15 protein-coding genes and 2 CRISPR repeat arrays are annotated in these 17,763 nt (G+C 65.8%); of the genes, 9 read left to right on the top strand and 6 right to left on the bottom strand.

The genetic code is table 11. The features are described 5' to 3' along the window. Window positions 1-264: 264 nt before the first annotated feature. The 3 genes from QWU11_RS46750 to QWU11_RS46740 all read left to right on the top strand — a co-directional run bounded on the left by QWU11_RS46750 (window position 265) and on the right by QWU11_RS46740 (window position 3,512). A complete protein-coding gene (locus QWU11_RS46750; protein WP_290121076.1) occupies window positions 265-1,551 on the top strand; it encodes an ABC transporter substrate-binding protein in 1,287 nt (428 codons plus the stop codon). Window positions 1,552-1,716: 165 nt separating this feature from the next. Beyond that, complete coding sequence (locus QWU11_RS46745) at window positions 1,717-2,625, top strand: sugar ABC transporter permease (RefSeq protein ID WP_290121075.1); 909 nt, start codon at window positions 1,717-1,719, stop codon at window positions 2,623-2,625. Between the two features lie 89 nt (window positions 2,626-2,714). Then, complete coding sequence (locus QWU11_RS46740) at window positions 2,715-3,512, top strand: carbohydrate ABC transporter permease (protein WP_290121074.1); 798 nt, start codon at window positions 2,715-2,717, stop codon at window positions 3,510-3,512. A gap of 122 nt (window positions 3,513-3,634) precedes the next feature. Next, a CRISPR array of direct repeats spans window positions 3,635-3,968; the repeat unit is 29 nt; unit sequence GGGACCATCCCCGCGTGCGCGGGGAGCAC. A gap of 466 nt (window positions 3,969-4,434) precedes the next feature. Continuing rightward, a CRISPR array of direct repeats spans window positions 4,435-5,813; the repeat unit is 29 nt; unit sequence GTGCTCCCCGCGCACGCGGGGATGGTCCC. 93 nt (window positions 5,814-5,906) lie between these two features. Here the strand turns inward: QWU11_RS46740 and QWU11_RS46735 are convergent. From QWU11_RS46735 to QWU11_RS46720, 4 genes are all read right to left on the bottom strand, one after another. Continuing rightward, complete coding sequence (locus tag QWU11_RS46735) at window positions 5,907-6,170, bottom strand: tyrosine-type recombinase/integrase (protein WP_290121073.1); 264 nt, start codon at window positions 6,168-6,170, stop codon at window positions 5,907-5,909. Next, window positions 6,171-6,422 (bottom strand): hypothetical protein, encoded by a 252-nt coding sequence (locus QWU11_RS46730; RefSeq protein WP_290121072.1) that lies wholly within the window; start codon window positions 6,420-6,422, stop codon window positions 6,171-6,173. 1,197 nt (window positions 6,423-7,619) lie between these two features. Next, the gene (locus tag QWU11_RS46725; protein ID WP_290121071.1) at window positions 7,620-8,171 is read right to left on the bottom strand and encodes a GNAT family protein; all 552 of its coding nucleotides are present in this window, start codon (window positions 8,169-8,171) and stop codon (window positions 7,620-7,622) included. A gap of 30 nt (window positions 8,172-8,201) precedes the next feature. Then, window positions 8,202-9,545 (bottom strand): hypothetical protein, encoded by a 1,344-nt coding sequence (locus tag QWU11_RS46720; protein ID WP_290121070.1) that lies wholly within the window; start codon window positions 9,543-9,545, stop codon window positions 8,202-8,204. A 399-nt stretch (window positions 9,546-9,944) separates the two neighbouring features. On the opposite strand from QWU11_RS46720, the gene QWU11_RS46715 reads away from it, so the two are divergent. Genes QWU11_RS46715 through QWU11_RS46695 form a run of 5 tightly spaced genes read left to right on the top strand, consistent with a single transcriptional unit; the run spans window position 9,945 to window position 12,879 of the window. After that, window positions 9,945-10,661, top strand: a complete 717-nt coding sequence (locus QWU11_RS46715; RefSeq protein WP_290121069.1) for a hypothetical protein — start codon at window positions 9,945-9,947, stop codon at window positions 10,659-10,661. After that, window positions 10,658-11,407 carry an HEXXH motif-containing putative peptide modification protein gene (locus QWU11_RS46710; protein WP_290121068.1) on the top strand — a complete coding sequence of 250 codons (750 nt, stop codon included), beginning with the start codon at window positions 10,658-10,660 and terminating at the stop codon, window positions 11,405-11,407. Before QWU11_RS46715 ends, QWU11_RS46710 begins: the two co-directional genes overlap by 4 nt. A 2-nt stretch (window positions 11,408-11,409) precedes the next feature. Beyond that, window positions 11,410-12,081: a TIGR02466 family protein gene (locus QWU11_RS46705; RefSeq protein WP_290121067.1), complete on the top strand. Its 672-nt coding sequence runs from the start codon at window positions 11,410-11,412 to the stop codon at window positions 12,079-12,081. Continuing rightward, a complete protein-coding gene (locus QWU11_RS46700; RefSeq protein WP_290121066.1) occupies window positions 12,078-12,641 on the top strand; it encodes a hypothetical protein in 564 nt (187 codons plus the stop codon). Before QWU11_RS46705 ends, QWU11_RS46700 begins: the two co-directional genes overlap by 4 nt. 37 nt (window positions 12,642-12,678) lie before the next feature. Beyond that, window positions 12,679-12,879, top strand: a complete 201-nt coding sequence (locus QWU11_RS46695; RefSeq protein WP_290121065.1) for a hypothetical protein — start codon at window positions 12,679-12,681, stop codon at window positions 12,877-12,879. A gap of 80 nt (window positions 12,880-12,959) precedes the next feature. Here QWU11_RS46695 and QWU11_RS46690 read toward each other — a convergent pair whose 3' ends face one another. Both QWU11_RS46690 and dnaE read right to left on the bottom strand, forming a co-directional pair. Continuing rightward, window positions 12,960-13,280 (bottom strand): DUF6300 family protein, encoded by a 321-nt coding sequence (locus tag QWU11_RS46690; protein ID WP_290121064.1) that lies wholly within the window; start codon window positions 13,278-13,280, stop codon window positions 12,960-12,962. Between the two features lie 26 nt (window positions 13,281-13,306). Then, window positions 13,307-16,870, bottom strand: a complete 3,564-nt coding sequence (dnaE, locus tag QWU11_RS46685; protein WP_290121063.1) for a DNA polymerase III subunit alpha — start codon at window positions 16,868-16,870, stop codon at window positions 13,307-13,309. Window positions 16,871-17,330: 460 nt separating this feature from the next. Here dnaE and QWU11_RS46680 point away from each other — a divergent pair, with 460 nt between their 5' ends. Then, on the top strand, window positions 17,331-17,672 hold the full coding sequence (locus QWU11_RS46680) for a hypothetical protein (RefSeq protein ID WP_290121062.1): 342 nt from the start codon (window positions 17,331-17,333) through the stop codon (window positions 17,670-17,672). Window positions 17,673-17,763: the final 91 nt, after the last annotated feature.

Raw genomic sequence — 17,763 nt, 5'->3', positions numbered from 1 at the left:
GACCACCGAGCCGTACGCCGGCGTGGACCAACCCTGGCCAGAGTCAAGCACTCGCACGCACTTTTTCAAGTGAGGAGGCTTGCCCAGAGAACGGAGCCGGTTCTACACTCACCGCCAAGTAATGGCTGTTTACTTGATAATGGGGCCGTCTAGAACATTCACCTCCCTAGGCCGGCGTACCGGCCTCGGCTCGATGCGCTGTGACCCCCGGCGCTGCACCTCCACCCCTCAGCCGACGCCTCGCCCTGAAGGAGAACCATGTCAATGACGCGCTCGCGTGTCCGGGTCGCACTGGCGACCTCGATAGCGCTGCTGGTCGCCGGATGCGGTGGAGCCGGCGGGTCCGGGTCGGGCAGGACCGGCGGGGGCAAGAGCCTGGAGGTCTTCTCCTGGTGGACCTCCGGATCGGAGTCTGAAGCGCTCCAGGTCCTCCAGAAGGCCTTCACCACGGCGGACCCGGGCGTGACGTTCAAGAACGCCGCCGTGGCGGGCGGCGGCGGATCCAACGCCCGTACCGTACTGGCGACCCGGCTGCAGGGCGGCAACCCTCCCGACTCCTGGCAACTGCACCCTGACCAGGACCTGATGTCGGTCGTCCAGGACGGGAACGCCGCCGATATCACCGACCTCTACAAATCCCAGGGCTGGGAGAAACAGCTGCCGGCATCGGTCAAGGCGATGCTCCAAAAGGACGGCAAGTACTACGCGGTCCCGGTCAACGCCCACCGCGCCAACGTGCTCTGGACCAACCCCGGCGTCCTGAAGAAGGCCGGCGTCCAGATCACCGACAGCACCACGCCGGCGGAGTTCGTCGCCGACCTGCCGAAGCTGAAGGCCGCCGGCGTGGCACCGGTGTGCCTGGGCGCCAAGGACACCTTCGCCCCCGCCCAGCTGCTGGAGGTATTCATCCTCGCCAACCTCGGGCCCGACGGCTGGAAGCAGCTGCTGACCGGCGCCCTTTCCTTCAACGACGCCAAGGTGCGTACGGCCGTGACGCAGTTCGCCACCACGCTTTCCAACACCAACTCCGACAGCGCCGTACTGACCTGGGACCAGGCGGCGCTGCAGACCGCCGAAGGCAAGTGCGCCACCAACCTGATGGGTGACTGGGCCTTCGGCGAGCTCACCGGCAAGGGCAAGAAGGACGGCACCGACTTCGGACACGTGACCTTCCCCGGCACCAGCGGGGTGTTCGACTTCGTCGGAGACGCCTTCGTCATCCCCGCACACAACGCGCCCGACCCCAAGGCCGAGAAGGCCTGGCTGGAGCAATTGCTCAAGCCCGAGGTGCAGACGCAGTTCAACCTCAAAAAAGGCTCGGCACCGGTCAGCTCGCAGGCGTCGCTGCAGGGCTACCCCGACTACCAGAAGAAGGCCGCCAAGGACTTCCAGACGCTGCCGATCGTCAGCTCCCTCGCCCACGCCCAGGGAGCACCCGCGGAATTCGCCAACACCTATCTCGACGCCGTCACCTCATTCCTGGGATCCAAGAACGTCGACGCGTTCCTGAAGACCATGACCAGCGCCCAGAAGACCCAGCTCGGCGACTGACCCTGCGGTGACATTCGATGCCGCGGCCAGGGGCGGGCGACGCCCGCCCCTGGTACCCGACCACCGCCGGAGCGACCGATGACCACGACCGCCGCACCCCCTGCCCCCCCGAGCGCCAAGCGCGCACGCCGCCCGCGGGCCCGCTTCCGCACGGCGCCTTGGTTCATGGCCCCGAGCCTCCTGCTGGCCTTCGTGTTCGTGTACGGCTTCATCGGCTTCTCCGGCCTGATCTCACTGTCGAAGTGGAAGCGCCCCACACGCAGCGACCTGGCCCTGCGCTCCCCGTTCGGCGGCACCTACGTCGAGATGCTCAAAGAGCAGCGCTTCCAGGCCGACATGCGCAACGTCATCGTCTTCACGGTGTTGTTCCTGCTCATCACCGTCGCCGGCGGGCTGGTCATGGCGCTGCTGGTCCACCACGTCGTCGTGGGCAAGGGATTGTTCCGTACGGTCCTGCTGCTGCCGTACGCCCTGAGCTTCATCGTGACCGGGGTGGCGTTCCGCTGGATCTTCAACCCCAGCAGCGGCGTCAACGTATGGCTCGGTGACCTGGGGATCACCCACCCGCCCAAATGGTCGACCGACACCGGCGTCGCCCTCACCCTCCACCACGCCGGCAGCGGCTTCTGGCAGATCGACCTCGGCATCCCCGTGGCAATCATCCCCATCGTGATCGCCGCCGCCTGGCAACTCAGCGGATTCGCCATGGCGATGTACCTGGCCGGACTCGCCGGCATCCCACGCGAGGAACTCGAGGCCTCCAGCATCGACGGCGCCGGATGGTGGCAGCAGTTGCGCCACATCATCCTGCCGCAACTACGGCCCATCACCGTGACCTGCCTGATCCTCCTGCTGCACACGTCTCTGAAGATCTTCGACCTGGTCGTGGCGATGTCCGGCTCGGGCCCCGGCTTCGTCACCGACGTTCCCGGCATCTACGTGTACGACATGATGGGCCGCGCCGACCGCTACGACAAAGGCTCCGCCGCGGCCATCGTCCTGCTGCTCACCGCATGCGTGTTCGTCGTGCCCTACCTCATCCGCGTTTACCGCAAGGAAGGAAAGGGCGCGTGACCCACGCCGTCATCGACGCTCCAGCTCCCACCGCACCCAAAGGAGCACGCCCCCGCCGCAAGCGCGCGGGACACTGGCGGCCCCGCTCCGTGAGCCAATGGCTGGTCCTGACCGCCTGCGTCCTCCTGCTGGTCTACTTCGCCTTCCCCGTCTACGTGATCGTCAGCACCGCCCTCAAGGGACCCGGCGCGACCGGCGGCTCACTCGGCCTTCCCCGCTCGATCGACATGTCAGGATTCCGGCTGGCCTGGGAGCAGCTGAAAGGCAACTTCTGGAACTCCCTCCAGATCGCCGTACCCGGAACCGTGATCTCCTGCATGCTCGGCGCGCTCAACGGGTTCGTGCTGGCCAAAAGCCCCTTCCGCGGCGCGAAGCTGCTGTTCGTCCTCATGATGGTCGGAATGTTCGTCCCATTCCAGGCGGTCATCATCCCGCTGTTCATCGTCCTCAAGGCCCTCGGGCTGCAAGGCACCCTCGTCGGCATCACCGCGGTACATGTGATCTACGGACTGCCGTTCGTGACCCTGATCATGAGGAACTACTACGTCACCGTTCCCGACGCCATCGTAGAAGCCGCCACGATCGACGGATGCGGCCTGGTACGCACCTTCTTCCGCGTCATGCTGCCACTATCGATCCCCGGGTTCGTCGTCGCCGGCATCTTCCAGTTCACCAACATCTGGAACGACTTCCTGTTCGGCCTCATCGTCACCTCCCAGCAGACCTGGCCGATCACCGTCCGACTGAACAACCTCCTCGGCGACACCAGCGTCGACTACGGCACCCTCATGGCCGGAGCCCTGATCGTCGCCGCACCGACCGTCCTGGTCTACATCGGCCTGGGCCGCTACTTCATCGGCGGACTCACCAGCGGCGCCGTCAAGTGACCGCCGCTTAACCAAAGATGGCCGACGGATCCAGGCGCGGTACGTGCGTCACCCCGGGATTGAGCGCAAATCGGACCCGGGGCGATCCATCCGGCGAGCAGACTGACCGCACTGTTCGACCGGGGACCATCCCCGCGTGCGCGGGGAGCACTTGGTGTCAGGGCGTACGGCAAGACGGACCCTGGGACCATCCCCGCGTGCGCGGGGAGCACAACGCGACCTGCATGGCGGCCCGCACGTACCTGGGACCATCCCCGCGTGCGCGGGGAGCACGAGGCGCGCATCCCGCACCGCTCCACCGCCGGGGGACCATCCCCGCGTGCGCGGGGAGCACCCCTTCTGGCTGTTGAAGCCGTGCGCCTTGCCGGGACCATCCCCGCGTGCGCGGGGAGCACTGACCTGCGGAAACGTAGGCCGCGGGCGGTCGGGGACCATCCCCGCGTGCGCGGGGAGCACTCTCGATGACCTGGGGCTTTCCAGCGTGAAGTGGACGGAAATCATTACTTCATCGATTCGGTCATTTAGGGCACCAGTGGTGTGCCAGCTTAACCTTTGCCGAAAGCCACACTGTTTAGAAGCCTTGCTCAAGCCTTTCGGCGGAGAGCCAACAGCGGGATGCCGGTACACCCGTAATGCGTGCCGATCAGCACACGGGCAGCTGCACCGTCCGACGTCGCGACCACGAGACTCACCGAGCCACTCCTGCAGAGGCAACCGAAAACTCACCTCCACTCACTCCAACCACCACATCAGTCATCGACAACGAAGGGCGACAGGCCCCCACCGATAGACTCCAAGAGGCACCGAACGACACCGCACCGCACCCCACTGAGCGATCTGCACGAAGCTAGGCAATATGTCGGATTCCATGAAACTAATAAAAACCCGCCCTCTCGCCGCGTAACCCTCCAGGTCAGCGAGTGTGCTCCCCGCGCACGCGGGGATGGTCCCGTTATAGATCAACACGAAACTTGAACGTAAATGTGCTCCCCGCGCACGCGGGGATGGTCCCGGGGAGATCGAGATGATCGGCGGCCTGAAGGTGTGCTCCCCGCGCACGCGGGGATGGTCCCAGGTCGAGGCCGACACCTGCCGCGGCTGCGGGGTGCTCCCCGCGCACGCGGGGATGGTCCCTCCCATTGCGTCGGCACAGACGTTGCACATGCGTGCTCCCCGCGCACGCGGGGATGGTCCCGTGGCCATGGCGACGGGGGCGCGGTTGATGAAGTGCTCCCCGCGCACGCGGGGATGGTCCCCACGCGGACTCATAGCCACCGTGACCCGCTGAGTGCTCCCCGCGCACGCGGGGATGGTCCCCGCCCTCATGCTTCCCCCCGCGCGAGCAGCTCGTGCTCCCCGCGCACGCGGGGATGGTCCCCGGGCGTCTCCGCGCTGGCCGTCGAGCCAGAGGTGCTCCCCGCGCACGCGGGGATGGTCCCGGGTCAGCCCCGGCATCGTCGCCGTGCTGGCAGTGCTCCCCGCGCACGCGGGGATGGTCCCGTCACATCAGCACGGGGACGGAAGGGGATCTCGTGCTCCCCGCGCACGCGGGGATGGTCCCACGGACACGTCCGGGGCCACCCTGTTCCGCTCGTGCTCCCCGCGCACGCGGGGATGGTCCCCTGGAGAAGACTCCGGACGGGGCGCATCTCTTGTGCTCCCCGCGCACGCGGGGATGGTCCCGTCCCGAACAGGTACTGGAAGTAGGAGTGCCCGTGCTCCCCGCGCACGCGGGGATGGTCCCATCGCAGAAGACAGCAGCATGGACCGGGTGAAGTGCTCCCCGCGCACGCGGGGATGGTCCCGTGATGCCCTCGGCCTTGAGCGCCGCGTTGATGTGCTCCCCGCACACGCGGGGATGGTCCCGGGTTGAACCGGCTCGGCGCGGTGGCGCGCTTGTGCTCCCCACGCACGCGGGGATGGTCCCGGATCGAGCACCGAGGGCGGCCTCCGCATGGAGTGCTCCCCCGCGCACGCGGGGATGGTCCCCGGGCACCTGCCCGAGCCGGACCGCTACGTCTGTGCTCCCCGCGCACGCGGGGATGGTCCCTCCATCGCGGGCCGCGGGCCGGCCGGGCCGGGTTCGCGTGCTCCCCGCGCACGCGGGGATGGTCCCCGTTCCACGATGGGTGGAATCGGTTGGATGGCGTGCTCCCCGCGCGCGCGTGGGGATGGTCCCACGTCCGACGCCGCGGTGCTGGTGAGGCCGCCGTGCTCCCCGCGCACGCGGGGATGGTCCCGCCAGCGTCGACCGGCTGATCGTCCACCACGAGCGATCCCCGCGAACGGGGAGATGGTCCTGATGCCGCCCGAATGAACCACGCTGATCGAGCCTGCTCCCCGCGCGCGGGGCGATTTCTTGCTGCCCGCGGAAGGCGGGAATGCCGGACGTAGTCAGTCCTCGCTGGCAACGAGTTTGAGGCGGGTTGTCTGGCTAGTGGTTCGGCGGCGTGGGGGGTGGATGAGTTTGGCGACGTCTTCGGCTGCGCGGCGGGCGAGGTCGGGCAAGACAGAGGTGTAGGTGTCGGCGGCGATGGTGATGGAGGACAGGCCGAGGGTTTCCTGGACCACCTTGATGTCGTATCCGGCGGCCAGCAGCAACGTCGCGGCGCCGTGGCGGAGGTCGTGCAGCCGGATGGGGGGCACGTCGGCTTCCATTCACAGCCAGTGGAACTGCTCGGTGACATCGGCGGGATTCAGCCGTTGACCGGTCTCGGTCGTGAACACGAACCCGCTATCGTGCCAGTGACCAACGGCCTGCAGGCGTTCGGTGTTCTGGCGTGCATTATGGGCGAGGAACTCCTGGGCAGTCTGCTTGTCGAACGCGACCTGGCGCTGGCCGGCGTCGGATTTGGGTTCGCCTTCGGCGAGGATTCCGCCGATTTGAATGATCTGCCATCTGATGGTCATGAGCCGACCGGTCAGGTCCAGGTCGGGCCAGCGGAGCCCGCATGCCTCTCCCCTTCGCAGACCGCGGCTCACAACGGCATGTCGCGTCCAGGCCCGGTCCTGATGTACGCGTTCGGTCGGTGTCTGGGAGGTGGTGGGTCTGATCACCACGTGTTCGGGGTGCCCGACCCCAAGAGCACCGGGCCGGTGGCGCTGCCGACGGTGATGTCATCGTGGCTCGTATTCGCGGGCGTCAGGAGCAGGGCTCGCTGTGTGTTGGAGAGCGGTGATGAGGTGGAGGGCGTGCGTGGCTTGGGCGGGGATGACGCCGTTGCCCAGGACGCAAAGTTGCGCGGTGTGAGGAAGGTTCAGGTCGGTGACCCAGCCTTCGGGTGCTCCCCGCGCACGCGGGGATGGTCCCGCTTCGAAGCCGACGTGCCGGGTGACGATCAGGTGCTCCCCGCGCACGCGGGGATGGTCCCCTGCGGCAGTGTGACCAGGTGATCCGGCAGGTGTGCTCCCCGCGCACGCAGGGATGGTCCACGCGTCATCGCTGGCGCCATCTGAGCGAACGCGGTGCTCCCCGCGCCCGCGGGGATGGTCCCGATCGCAACCGCGAAATGTGGAGCCATACGCAGTGCTCCCCGCGCACGCAGGGATGGTCCCAGGGCGGCCAGGGCCGTACGGGGCTGGACGGTGTGCTCCCCCCGCACGCGGGGATGGTCCCCAGAAAGCCGCCCGGTTCCCCTTTTGAAAGAATTGCTCCCCGCGCACGCGGGGATGGCCCCTGGCTGATCGCGATCGTGTCCTGGCGGACGATGTGCTCCCCGCGCATGCGGGATGGCCCCCCGGCGTGGCCGGTCACCCACCTGGAACTCGGGGGCGCTCCCCGCGCACGCGGGGATGGTCCCGTCGGCCCCCCGACGCGCCCGCCTGGCCTGTCGTGCTCCCCGCACGCGGGGATGGTCTCCCGTACCCGCGGGCGGTACCCCGTGACCCTCTGTGTTCCCTGCGCAGGCGGGGATGGCTCCCTGAGGCCGGTCTGCGGCCGACGAACGGCCGACCCCGAAGCGCCAGTGTTGGAGCCGAGGCGGCCGGACCTCGGCTATGTGGCCGCTCCTTACATTTGCGGTTCTCGCCACCCGAGGGGACCGACGACGTCCGACGCCATTGCCGATGCACCTGATCCGCGCGATCGCAGCGAGTCGATCGCGTAGGTCACTCGGCGTTCCATTCCCTCTCAAGGACGCCGTAGACGATCGAGTCGCGCCATACACCACGGACGCGTACGTGCTCCCTGATACGACCTTCTTCTTGCATACCAGCAGCAATGAGGGTCCGGTGGGAAGCAGTGTTGAGTGGGGCGCGAGCCGCCCAGAGCCGATGAAGGCCGAGTTTGTCGAACGCCAGTCCCATCAGAGCCTGTACGGACTCGGTGCCGAGGCCTTGGCCCCATTGGTCTTGGCGTAGCGCAAATCCGATCGTTGCACCTAGATGCTGATGGGGGTCAGTGGCGAGCCGAGCAAAGCCGATCAGTTGACCAGTCTCTGAGAGTGCTATGCCTAGGGCGTACTCCGAGCGCGGGTCTGTGGTCGCTGAGGCAATTGAACGCCTCAAAATTTCAGCGACCTGGTCTCGGTCACGCGGCTCGCCGAATGAGAGATGGGTAGTCACTTCAGGGTCGCCATAAATGGCATGGAGTGCGTCGACGTCGTCTTCAGCGAGCTCCCGGAGGACCAACCGCTCAGTGCTATACGTGGCCGGGTACATGCCAGCGCACCTTATCGGTGGTGTCGTCGTCTATCGAGGCAACGCGAGGGGGCGGTGTCGGCTGAACGCTGTGATCTCGTCGCGGAGCCGCCCGGCCGACGTCGCGCTTCGGACCGGCTCACGCAGGAGTTCACGTCGCACTCGCTGGACGGATTCGACGATGCCTGCGTTGCGCTGGGCTGGTGGCAGGGCGAGTATCGGAGCGACCGCGTCAGGGACTCCCTCTACCTCGTTGGCGTTGAGTCGAGCGAGCGCAAGGTCGGCTCGTGCGCCGGCCTCATCGCCGAAAGCCCAGTGCGGCGCGTCATGGTCGTCGAATTCCCGTACGGCCTCCTCCGCGAGGCGTGTTTCAGCCCTTCCGAGCAGAACGCTGGTCTCGGCCGCGTAGTAGAGCTGGCGGGCAGGGGGGAACTCGAAGTTGCCGCCCAGCTTGTCTACCTCGTCTGCCTCAGTGCGCTCGCGGAGTTCGACCGCGCGGTGAACTGAGGCCTGGGCGGTCTCGTGGTCGCCGAGCAAGGCTGCGGCGCGTCCTTCCAGGCTCGCCAGCCAGACGCTGACGGTGCCGCGGAGGTCCTTGCTCAGGGCTGCGCCAAGTCGGGCGTAATCGAGTGCGTCCTGATGCCGGTCCGCCCAGTAAGAGATGAGGGACTGGAGGCCGCGCACCCACGCGACCATCGCTTGGTGCTCGGCCCGTTCGGCAGAAACCACTGCGCTTCGTGCCTGCGTCATAGCGGAGTGTGGATCACCCAGGTCGTGGCTGGCTTTGGCGAGCATGCCGGCTTCGATCGCGGCGAGTTCGAATAGGTCGCGAACCTGCGACAGCCGTCCTCGACCGCTGTCCAGCAAGCGGAATGTCATGTCCTGGAGTTCGGTCAAGTCGTCGATGATTTGGCCAATTGGGACACGCGTATAGAGTTTCGCGATGCGGCGAACCTCCTCCTGAAGGTAGCTCATCGTCTCCGGACCTAGGTCTTTCGACTCGCTTCGTATCGCGAATTCAATCGCGCGTCGTGCGGCCATCTGCACGCGCCCTTCCATGGTCGGAATATCGACATTATGCCGGGTGGGATTATCGGGTGCGTTGATGTGTAGCGCACCGATTCTTGACTCCATCTGCTCGAGGTCTACTTCTTGGATTAGTTCCTCGATAGGCCGGTCGAACATGTGGCTGAGGATTCGTCGCGCGCTCGTCTGAGGCGTGGTCTCGCCGGCGTACCAGCGCCTGAACGTGTCCTGGGAGATCGTGGTTGACGCTAGACGTGGCTCGCCAGCGTCTTTCGCGAGGTGTTTCGCGGAGGTCAGATAGAAGGCCTGAAAGGCCCCGAACTCTCGCAGGCCCCGCCGGTCGATCAAGACACGCAGGAGCGTCGTCATCGCGTCCACCTAGTGGTGTGTACAAGTGCGTCACGATGAACCGTACGACGTCCAAGCCTGTTTTTGAACGGAGCGGCAAGAAGTCCGGGCACTCTGCGGAGATTTGCTGGACAGCAGCAGAGTTTTGCGTGAATCTGCGGCCGTTCTGCCCCTAGATCTGCGCTGGCGGTGCGGGGACGATCGCTTCTACACCGCCCGGCATAGCCCTGCCATGTCACGCGGACAGCGCGGGCGAATCCGCACTCTGGGCCCTCCGGTCCGCGCGAGCCACCACATGGTAGCTGGAAGAAAGGATGCAGTATCGCAGCGGCGAGTTATATCTACGGACGCCATTTTTGGCTTGGCGACACCGATGGGACCGACATCAACCTGAGGCGATTCGGAAGATTAGATTACGCGATGACGATAACGCATGAGCGGACGTCAGAAGTACTGGCCTGCTTCTACCGAGTAGAGCGTGCCGGGGCGGCACGCCTTTCGGACGGCGGCGGCCCGTTCGGTTTCGACATCCATACGGCGCTGCTGGTTGAGGATCTCATCAGCTCATATCACCCGGCTGCGGTCGTCGAGACCGGCTGTCACCTGGGAGACACCACCAAGTATTTGGCCATGGCCTATCCCGATCTGCCCGTGTTCACCTGCGACATCGACCCTGACGCCACCCGGTTCACTGCGCACCGGCTTCGCAATGAGCGGCATGTCACGGTAGCGTGTTGCAATTCACCGGATCTCGTCGCTGAGGTGGACGCACGTCACTCGCCGGGTCTGTATTTCCTGGACGCGCACTGGGGCGAGCATTGGCCTCTCAGACAAGAGCTGGAGTCGATCACCAGCGGGATCGCGGTCGTTCACGATTTCGATATCGGCCACCCTCGGTTCTCCTTCGATGAGTACGGCGGTGTTCGCTGTGGCCCGGAACTTCTCGCGCAGGTGCCGCACCTGGCGGATCTGTTTTTCACCCCTGACCCGGAAATTTCGTATCCGTTGCCGTGCCTGCAGGTCGGCCGCCGGGCAGGTGTCGGCGTCGTGCCGATCGGCGTGGACCCAAGTCCGATGTACGAGAACCCGCATCTGACCAGTCACTCCCTTCAAACGGTTCGGAAAGGTGCGTCGTGACGGGCGTGACGCCGACGGGACCGCTTGTGGAGCTCGGCGGCATGCCGTTCCTTGATGATGGCTTCGCTGATCGGCGACTTCTTGCGGCCGCTGCGGCGGTCCGTCACGTCGATGGGGGACGTGCCGGCCTGGCGGCTGGGATCACTGCGGCCGACGCTGAAGCGTGGCTCGCGCCATCACGCGCGTACATGCTTCGCGCGACCCAGCCGATTCCCGCCCAGCCCCTGACCCCTGAACGCCAGCACATGGTCCAGGAGGCCTTGACCGAGCTGGCCGCCGATGTCCCCGCTTGGGGCCGGCTCGTGCGATTGCCCGTACGGTATGCGCGCCTCGTCACCACCAATGGAGCCGTATCGGCGTCCTCCCGGGCCTGGCCTCAGCACGTTCTCCTGGCCGAGGAGGCGTTTTCAAGCCGAGGTGAGCTGTGCGAGCAGGTCCTGCACGAGCTGACTCACCAGTGGCTGTATCTGATCCAGGAGATCTGGGCGCTACAGGCGCCGACAGCCGGCACCTTCACGCTGCCTTCCGGAACGACCGGCCGTGAGGCCGCCGAGGTCCTCGGCGCCGCGCTCGTCGCGGCAACGCTTCTGCGCTGGTACCGGACGAATTCTGACCGGCAGCCCGCCGGACGGCTTCGGCAGCTCGGCATGTACGGAACCGGCTGCTTGGAGCTGCTCGCCGGCCGGGACGAGGAAATGTCCGATGCCGGGCGGCAGATCGCCCGGCGGCTGAAGGAGGCTCTTTGAGCATGGCAGATACCGCCAGCGCGACCCCTGCAGGCGGCTCGCGGACTCTGATGCAGGCGTGGCGGACGCCGATCTACGTCGCCGATGTCCCTGACGCCGATCAGTACAATCGCCGACTTCGGACGATGATCCTTGAGGCCGAGAAGACCGATGCTCAGGCCGCGAACTTCGGGGGCATCGATGCCATCAAGTCCTCCCAGACGATCCTGCGCTGGGAGGACCCGGAGATCGACTGGTTCAAAGCACAGATCGTGAACGCGGTCACCGCGATGACGCAAGACACCCTCGGAGACGCTGCGAACGAGGTCACCCAGGGCATCGAGGCGGAGGGGTGGGCCGTGGTGTATCGCGGCGGCGGCAGCTTGCGACCCCATACCCATCATGACTCCGCCTGGTCCGGGGTCTACTACGTCTCCTCCGGCGCCGAGGAGGGAAACGGCGCTGCGGCCGGGCCGGTCGACGCCGGCTATCTCCAGCTCCTCGACCCACGTCCTGCAGCGATCGCTCGCCAGGCGTCCAAGGGGCCGGAGCGTATCCAGCCGGTGCCGGGCCGGATGGTCGCCTTTCCGGGCTGGCTTCCACACTCCGTCCAGTCGACGCTGACGGGGTCGGGCCTGCGGATCTGCATCGCGTGGAACGTCGCCTACGACAAGACCTGGCAGGGGATGTCATGACCACTACGTCTTCCACCATGCCCGGCACCGTCACTCGCTACTGGGGAACCGCCGTGGCGATCGCCAACCTCGACATCAGCGGCATCATCCGGCCGGGCCTTGGCGACTCCTTCGGCCCGAGCGGAACGAGCTATGAGGATGTCCCGATCAGTGTCGTCGTTGCGGATGAGCAGGCACTGCGGGAGCAGTTCCTCACCTCCATGAACGCCCTGGCCCAGGCGCAGGACGCGGAACCCGTCGCCAACGTCGATGTCACCGTCCACGTGTGGCGGCAGGGCTACGACCTACCCGCCATGGCCTACCAGGAAGACTTCGTCGGCTGGTGCTACCTCGCCACCAGCCCGGCACCGCAACACTCCGAATCCGGCTCGCTCTCATTCGCGGACCCGCGGGCCGGCGCCGCGATGACGGCGATGCCGGGTCTGCCCTGGGGACGGCAGGTGATGATCCGGCCGCGACCGGGCGCCCACGCGGCGGTCCCAGGCTGGCTCACCTGCTCGGTCGTGCCCGTGGAGCACGACCAGTACGCGGTCGTCGCGATCGCGAAGTCGGCCCGGTGACAGAACCGGGTCAACGACACATCAGGAGGTAACCACAATGGCACCACAACCGAACGAGAAGGCAGCGTCGAGCCTGCGGCTCGCCGGACCGGGGCTGGGCCTCGGCCTCGACCCGCAGGAGGTCGACGGCTACATGCGCATGGCCGACGCCGGGCTCATCGTGCCGGAGACCCCGTGCGACAAGGGGATGCAGGACAACTTCGCGCTCCGGCCGGAGACGACCGTCGCGCTGAGCTGACCCGCAACTCTCGCCGGCGTTCGCCGTCGGTCTAGCCGAAGTGGCCTGCCAGGAGATGTTCGCCTGGCAGGCCACCGTCGTTAAAGGTCGCCGCGGCGCCAAGCGTCGGCTTCGGCGTCCAGCGCCTTAAGGTCGGGCCGCCGTGCAACGGCGTTGTCCGCCCAGCGCTTGAGGAGAAGCGCGAGCTCGTCGACGTGTTCGGCCGTCGCCTGCTCATGGACGGTGAAGAACACCACGATCGGGCCGGTTATCGGATCCTCGCGATCGCATCGCTCGCACAGCAGAACCTCTGATGTTCCCTTGATCTGCTTGCCTTGCCCGGTCGTCCAACCGTGCGGGACCTGCAGCGCGGCGAGGATCTCACCACCGCAAACCGGACACGCTCGACCCGGTTCGGTCACCAGGGCTACACCGTTCGAACCTGCCATCAGGTCCCGATCGCGCTAGGCCCAAGCAGATGTTTCACATCGCCGAAGAACGCGGTGTCTGCGCTCACCTGGAATTTCTCCAGGTTGATGAGGATGCCTTTAGCTCCTGGGCGCTGTGGCTGCAGCCGCAGGTGAACTGGGGCCTTGCCGGGATGGGTCACCAAGATCTGTTTGAGATCCTGGACCAGGACCGGGTTCACTCGGACTTCAGGTAGTGAGATCACGACCGGGGCCTCTAGATCGCTTCCCACGGTCGAGATGTCGAGGACTTGCAAGGTTTCGCCGTAGATGGTGACGGCGCCATCCCGTTCGTTGATCCGGCCTGATACCGACACGACTCGGTCGGCGACGAGTTCCATCGCGTAGAGCATGTACGCCTTGGGGAAGAACAGGCACTCAATGCCGGCATCGAGATCTTCAAGCGTGATGATCGCCCAGGTGTCGCCGTTCTTGGTCACCTTCCGGTCGACCTTGCCGATGATCCCCGAGATCTTCACGTTGCCCTCGGTGCGGGAGCCGCCCAGTAGCTCGGCCACCGAGTGGTCGCGGTTGCGTTCCAGGATGCGCTCAGCGCCGTCGAGAGGGTGACTTGAGACGTACAGGCCAAGCATCTCCCGTTCGAACGTCAGCAGGGTCGCCTTGTCCCACTCGGCCTCGTCGGGGATCGCGACGCTGATCGCGTCACCGGAAGACTCAGCATCCAGCTCACCGAACAGCGAATCCTGCCCGATGGCGGAGTTACGTTTGTCTTCGATCACAGCTTCGACGGCTTGCTCATGGACGAGCAACAGCGACCTGCGGTGATGGCCGAGGCTGTCGAACGCCCCTGCTTTGATCAACGATTCGATCGCCCGTTTGTTGCAGACCGGGATGGGGACCTTGCGGAGGAAGTCGCTGAAGTCGGTGTACGGGCTTTCCTTCCGGCCGGTAACGATGCCGTCGACGACGTTCTCACCGATGTTACGGACCGCGCCGAGCCCGAAGCGGATGTCGGTGCCGACCGCGGCGAACCGGAGCTGAGACTCGTTCACGTCCGGGGGCAAGACCTTGATCTTCATGCGGCGCGCCTCAGCGAGGTAGATCGCCATCTTGTCCTTGTTGACGCCCACCGAAGTCAGCAGCGCGGCCATGTACTCGGCCGGATAGTTCGCCTTAAGGTAGGCGGTCCAGTAAGACACCAGCCCATACCCGGCAGTGTGCGACTTGTTGAACCCGTAGGCCGAGAAGGGGACGAGCACGTCCCACACGGCTTTGGTCGCGTCTTTCGAGTAGCCGTTCTTGGCCATGCCCTCGGAGAAGATGGACCACTGTTTGTCCATCTCCTCCTTCTTCTTCTTGCCCATCGCTCGTCGCAAGATGTCCGCGCCGCCGAGTGTGTAACCGGCGAGTTGCTGGGCGATGGCCATGACCTGCTCCTGGTACACGACCAGGTGGTAGGTGGTGCCCAGGATCGGCTCCAGCGCATCCTGCAAGTCAGGGTGGATGGGTTCGATCTTCTGCTGACCGCTTTTACGCAAGGCGTAGTTGACGTGGGCGTTCGCGCCCATCGGGCCCGGTCGGCCCAGCGCCAGAACGGCGGAGACGTCCTCGAATCGGGTCGGGGCCATCAGTTTGGTCAGGTCCCGCATCATGGTGGAGTCCAGCTGGAAGACGCCCAGCGTCCAGCCTTGCGCCAGCAGCTCATAAGTCTTGGCGTCATCCAGCGGTACCGTCAGCATGTCCAACTCGATGCCGCGGTTGGACTTGACGTTGGCGACGGCATCGCCCAGGACCGTGAGGTTCCGCAGGCCGAGGAAGTCCATCTTCAGCGCGCCGAGCGTTTCACAGCTCGGACCGTCGAAGCCGGTGATGCGAGCGCCGTCGTCAGGCCGCTGGTGGATGGGCATGACCTCGACCAGCGGTTCACTGGACAAGATGACGCCGGCGGCATGCACACCGGTGCCCCGGGTCAGCCCTTCGATACCGCGGCCGGTGTCAATGACCTTCTTGACGTCCGGATCTTCGTCATAAAGACGACGAAGCTCGGTGGCCTCGTTGTAACGCGGGTGGCTTTCGTCAAAGACACCTGAGAGCGGGATTTCCTTGCCCATCACCGCCGGCGGGAACGCCTTGGTGATCTTCTCCCCGAGAGCAAAGGGATAGCCCAGGACCCGGCCAGCGTCCTTGACCGCAGCCTTGGACTTGATCGTCATGTAGGTGATGATCAGCGAGACGTTGTCCTCGCCGTACTTCTCGGTGACATACCGAATCATGTCACCGCGCCGACGCTCGTCGAAGTCCAAGTCGACATCGGGCATCGAGACACGCTCAGGGTTGAGGAACCGTTCGAAGATCAGCCCATGCTCGATCGGATCGAGTTCGGTGATCCCGGTGACGTAGGAGACCATGCTGCCGGTGGCCGAGCCACGGCCGGGCCCGACCCAGATCCCGGACTCCCGTGCGTGCCGGCAGATGTCGGCGACCACGAGAAAGTATCCGGGAAAGCCCATACCCTCGATGACACCGAGCTCGTACTCGATCCGCTCCAGCACCTCGGTGGGCACGTTCTCGCCGTACCGGTCGTGGGCTCCGCGGGCTGCCTCCTTACGGAGCCAGCTCATCTCGGTCTCACCCTCGGGGACCGGATACTTGGCCGCGAGGTCTCGGTGCGCGAACACCGGCCCGTAGTCCTCGATGCGTTCGGCGATCGCCAGCGTGTTCCGGCACCCCTCGAGCCAGGCATCTGAGGAGTCGACCGCGCGCATCTCATCCGCGGTCTTGAGGTAGTAGCCCGACCCGCCGAACCGGAAGCGGTTCGGATCGGCCATCTGACTCTGTGTCCCCACGCACAGCAGTGCGTCGTGTGCTTCGGACTGGTTCTCGGTGACGTAGTGGGAGTCATTGGTGACCAGCGGCGGGATACCGAGCCGCTTACCGATCTCCAGCAGGTCTTTGCGGACCCGCCGTTCGATCGGCAGGCCGTGATCCATCAGCTCAAGGAAATAGTTGTCCTTGCCGAAGATCTCCTGGTACTTCCCCGCCGCCTTCAGCGCTTCCTCGAACTGGCCGAGCCGCAACCGGGTCTGGACGGCCCCCGAGGGACAGCCTGTGGTTGCGATGATCCCCTCGCCGTACTGCTCGAAGAGCTCATCATCCATCCGCGGCCACTTACGGTAGCGGCCCTCCAGCGAAGCCAGCGAAGAGATCTTGAACAGGTTCCTCAAACCCTGCGCCGTCGCCGCCCACATCGTCTTGTGCAGATACGAACCGGAGGCGGAGACATCGCCGCCCTCGCCCGTCGTCTCGTTGGACTTGCGCTGCGACCGATCTCCCCACAGGACGGGCTCTTTGTGGAAGCGAGACAGGGGGGCCACATAGCCCTCGATCCCGACGATAGGCGTGATCCCGGCCTTCGTCGCCGCGCCGTAGAACTCATAAGCCCCGAACATGTTGCCGTGATCACTCATCGCCACCGCCGGCATCCCCAGCTCGGCAGCGCGCTGCACCAGCGGAGCGATCTTCGCCGCACCGTCTAGCATCGAATACTCAGTGTGAACGTGCAGGTGAGCGAACGAGTCAGCCACTCCAGCACCTCTCGCGGCGGGGGTTTATGAGTGCCTCAAGACTCTAGCCCCACCCCAGCGGCGGGACTCGCGAGACACGGAGCAAGAGCAGATCTGGCCCCAGGCTCCTCCCGCAGGGAGACGACGCATGCTGCCGGACGGTCCGCCGAGTTCGGCGCGATCAGCCGCTCCACAACGAAATCTCGGTCAGCAGCCTTCAGCCATTACAAGGTCCGCCTCAAGACTTGGATCATGGTGCTACGGAGCGACTCCAACAGCAGGGTGCTGCACCCGAACAAGCTGCGGCGCGTACGACTAACACCAACGTCAACCGACGCGGGAGAACCGCGCTCCCACAGCCCGGCTACGCCAGCGGGTGTGGGGAGGGTTTGCTGGACGACGCCGCAGAACCCGGCACCGAAGTGTGAGGGTATGAATTATTCGCAGGCGTAGCACCTCGCCTCGTGACTAGGGTCGATCTGTGACGGAGGAGACCGATCAGGTTTGGTGGCAGATCCGTGCGACGCGGTCGGCGCCCCCGGCGGCGGCCGCCGCTCGCCGGGACCGGCGTCGAACTTACCTGGCGGCACTGGAGCAGGCCGAACAGCTGATGCGCGCCGCCGACAGCGTACGGCCGGCCTCCAGCCCACTCTTGCTGTTCTATGGACTGAGCCAGGCCGGCCGGGCGATCGCCGCCGCAGCCTCAGACCTCACTGCCGACGCCTGGCGGTTGGACGGCCATGGCATCCGAATCTCTCCTCCCACGGCGCTGGCCGGCCCGGACCTGGCTAGTGCTCTGTCCATGAACGTTGGCCGGGTCTGATCACGCGGCTTTGGGGCGCCGTGGGTCTCCCCAGCGTTGTTGTCGTTCGCTGCGGATGCGGGCGCGTTCGCGTCGTTGGGCGGCGAGGATG

The sequence above is a fragment of the Actinomadura sp. DC4 genome, from assembly GCF_030406325.1.
Taxonomy (GTDB): Bacteria; Actinomycetota; Actinomycetes; order Streptosporangiales; family Streptosporangiaceae; genus Actinoallomurus.
The sequence above is the reverse complement of the archived record's forward strand: the minus strand, read 5'-3'. Positions and strand labels throughout refer to the sequence as shown.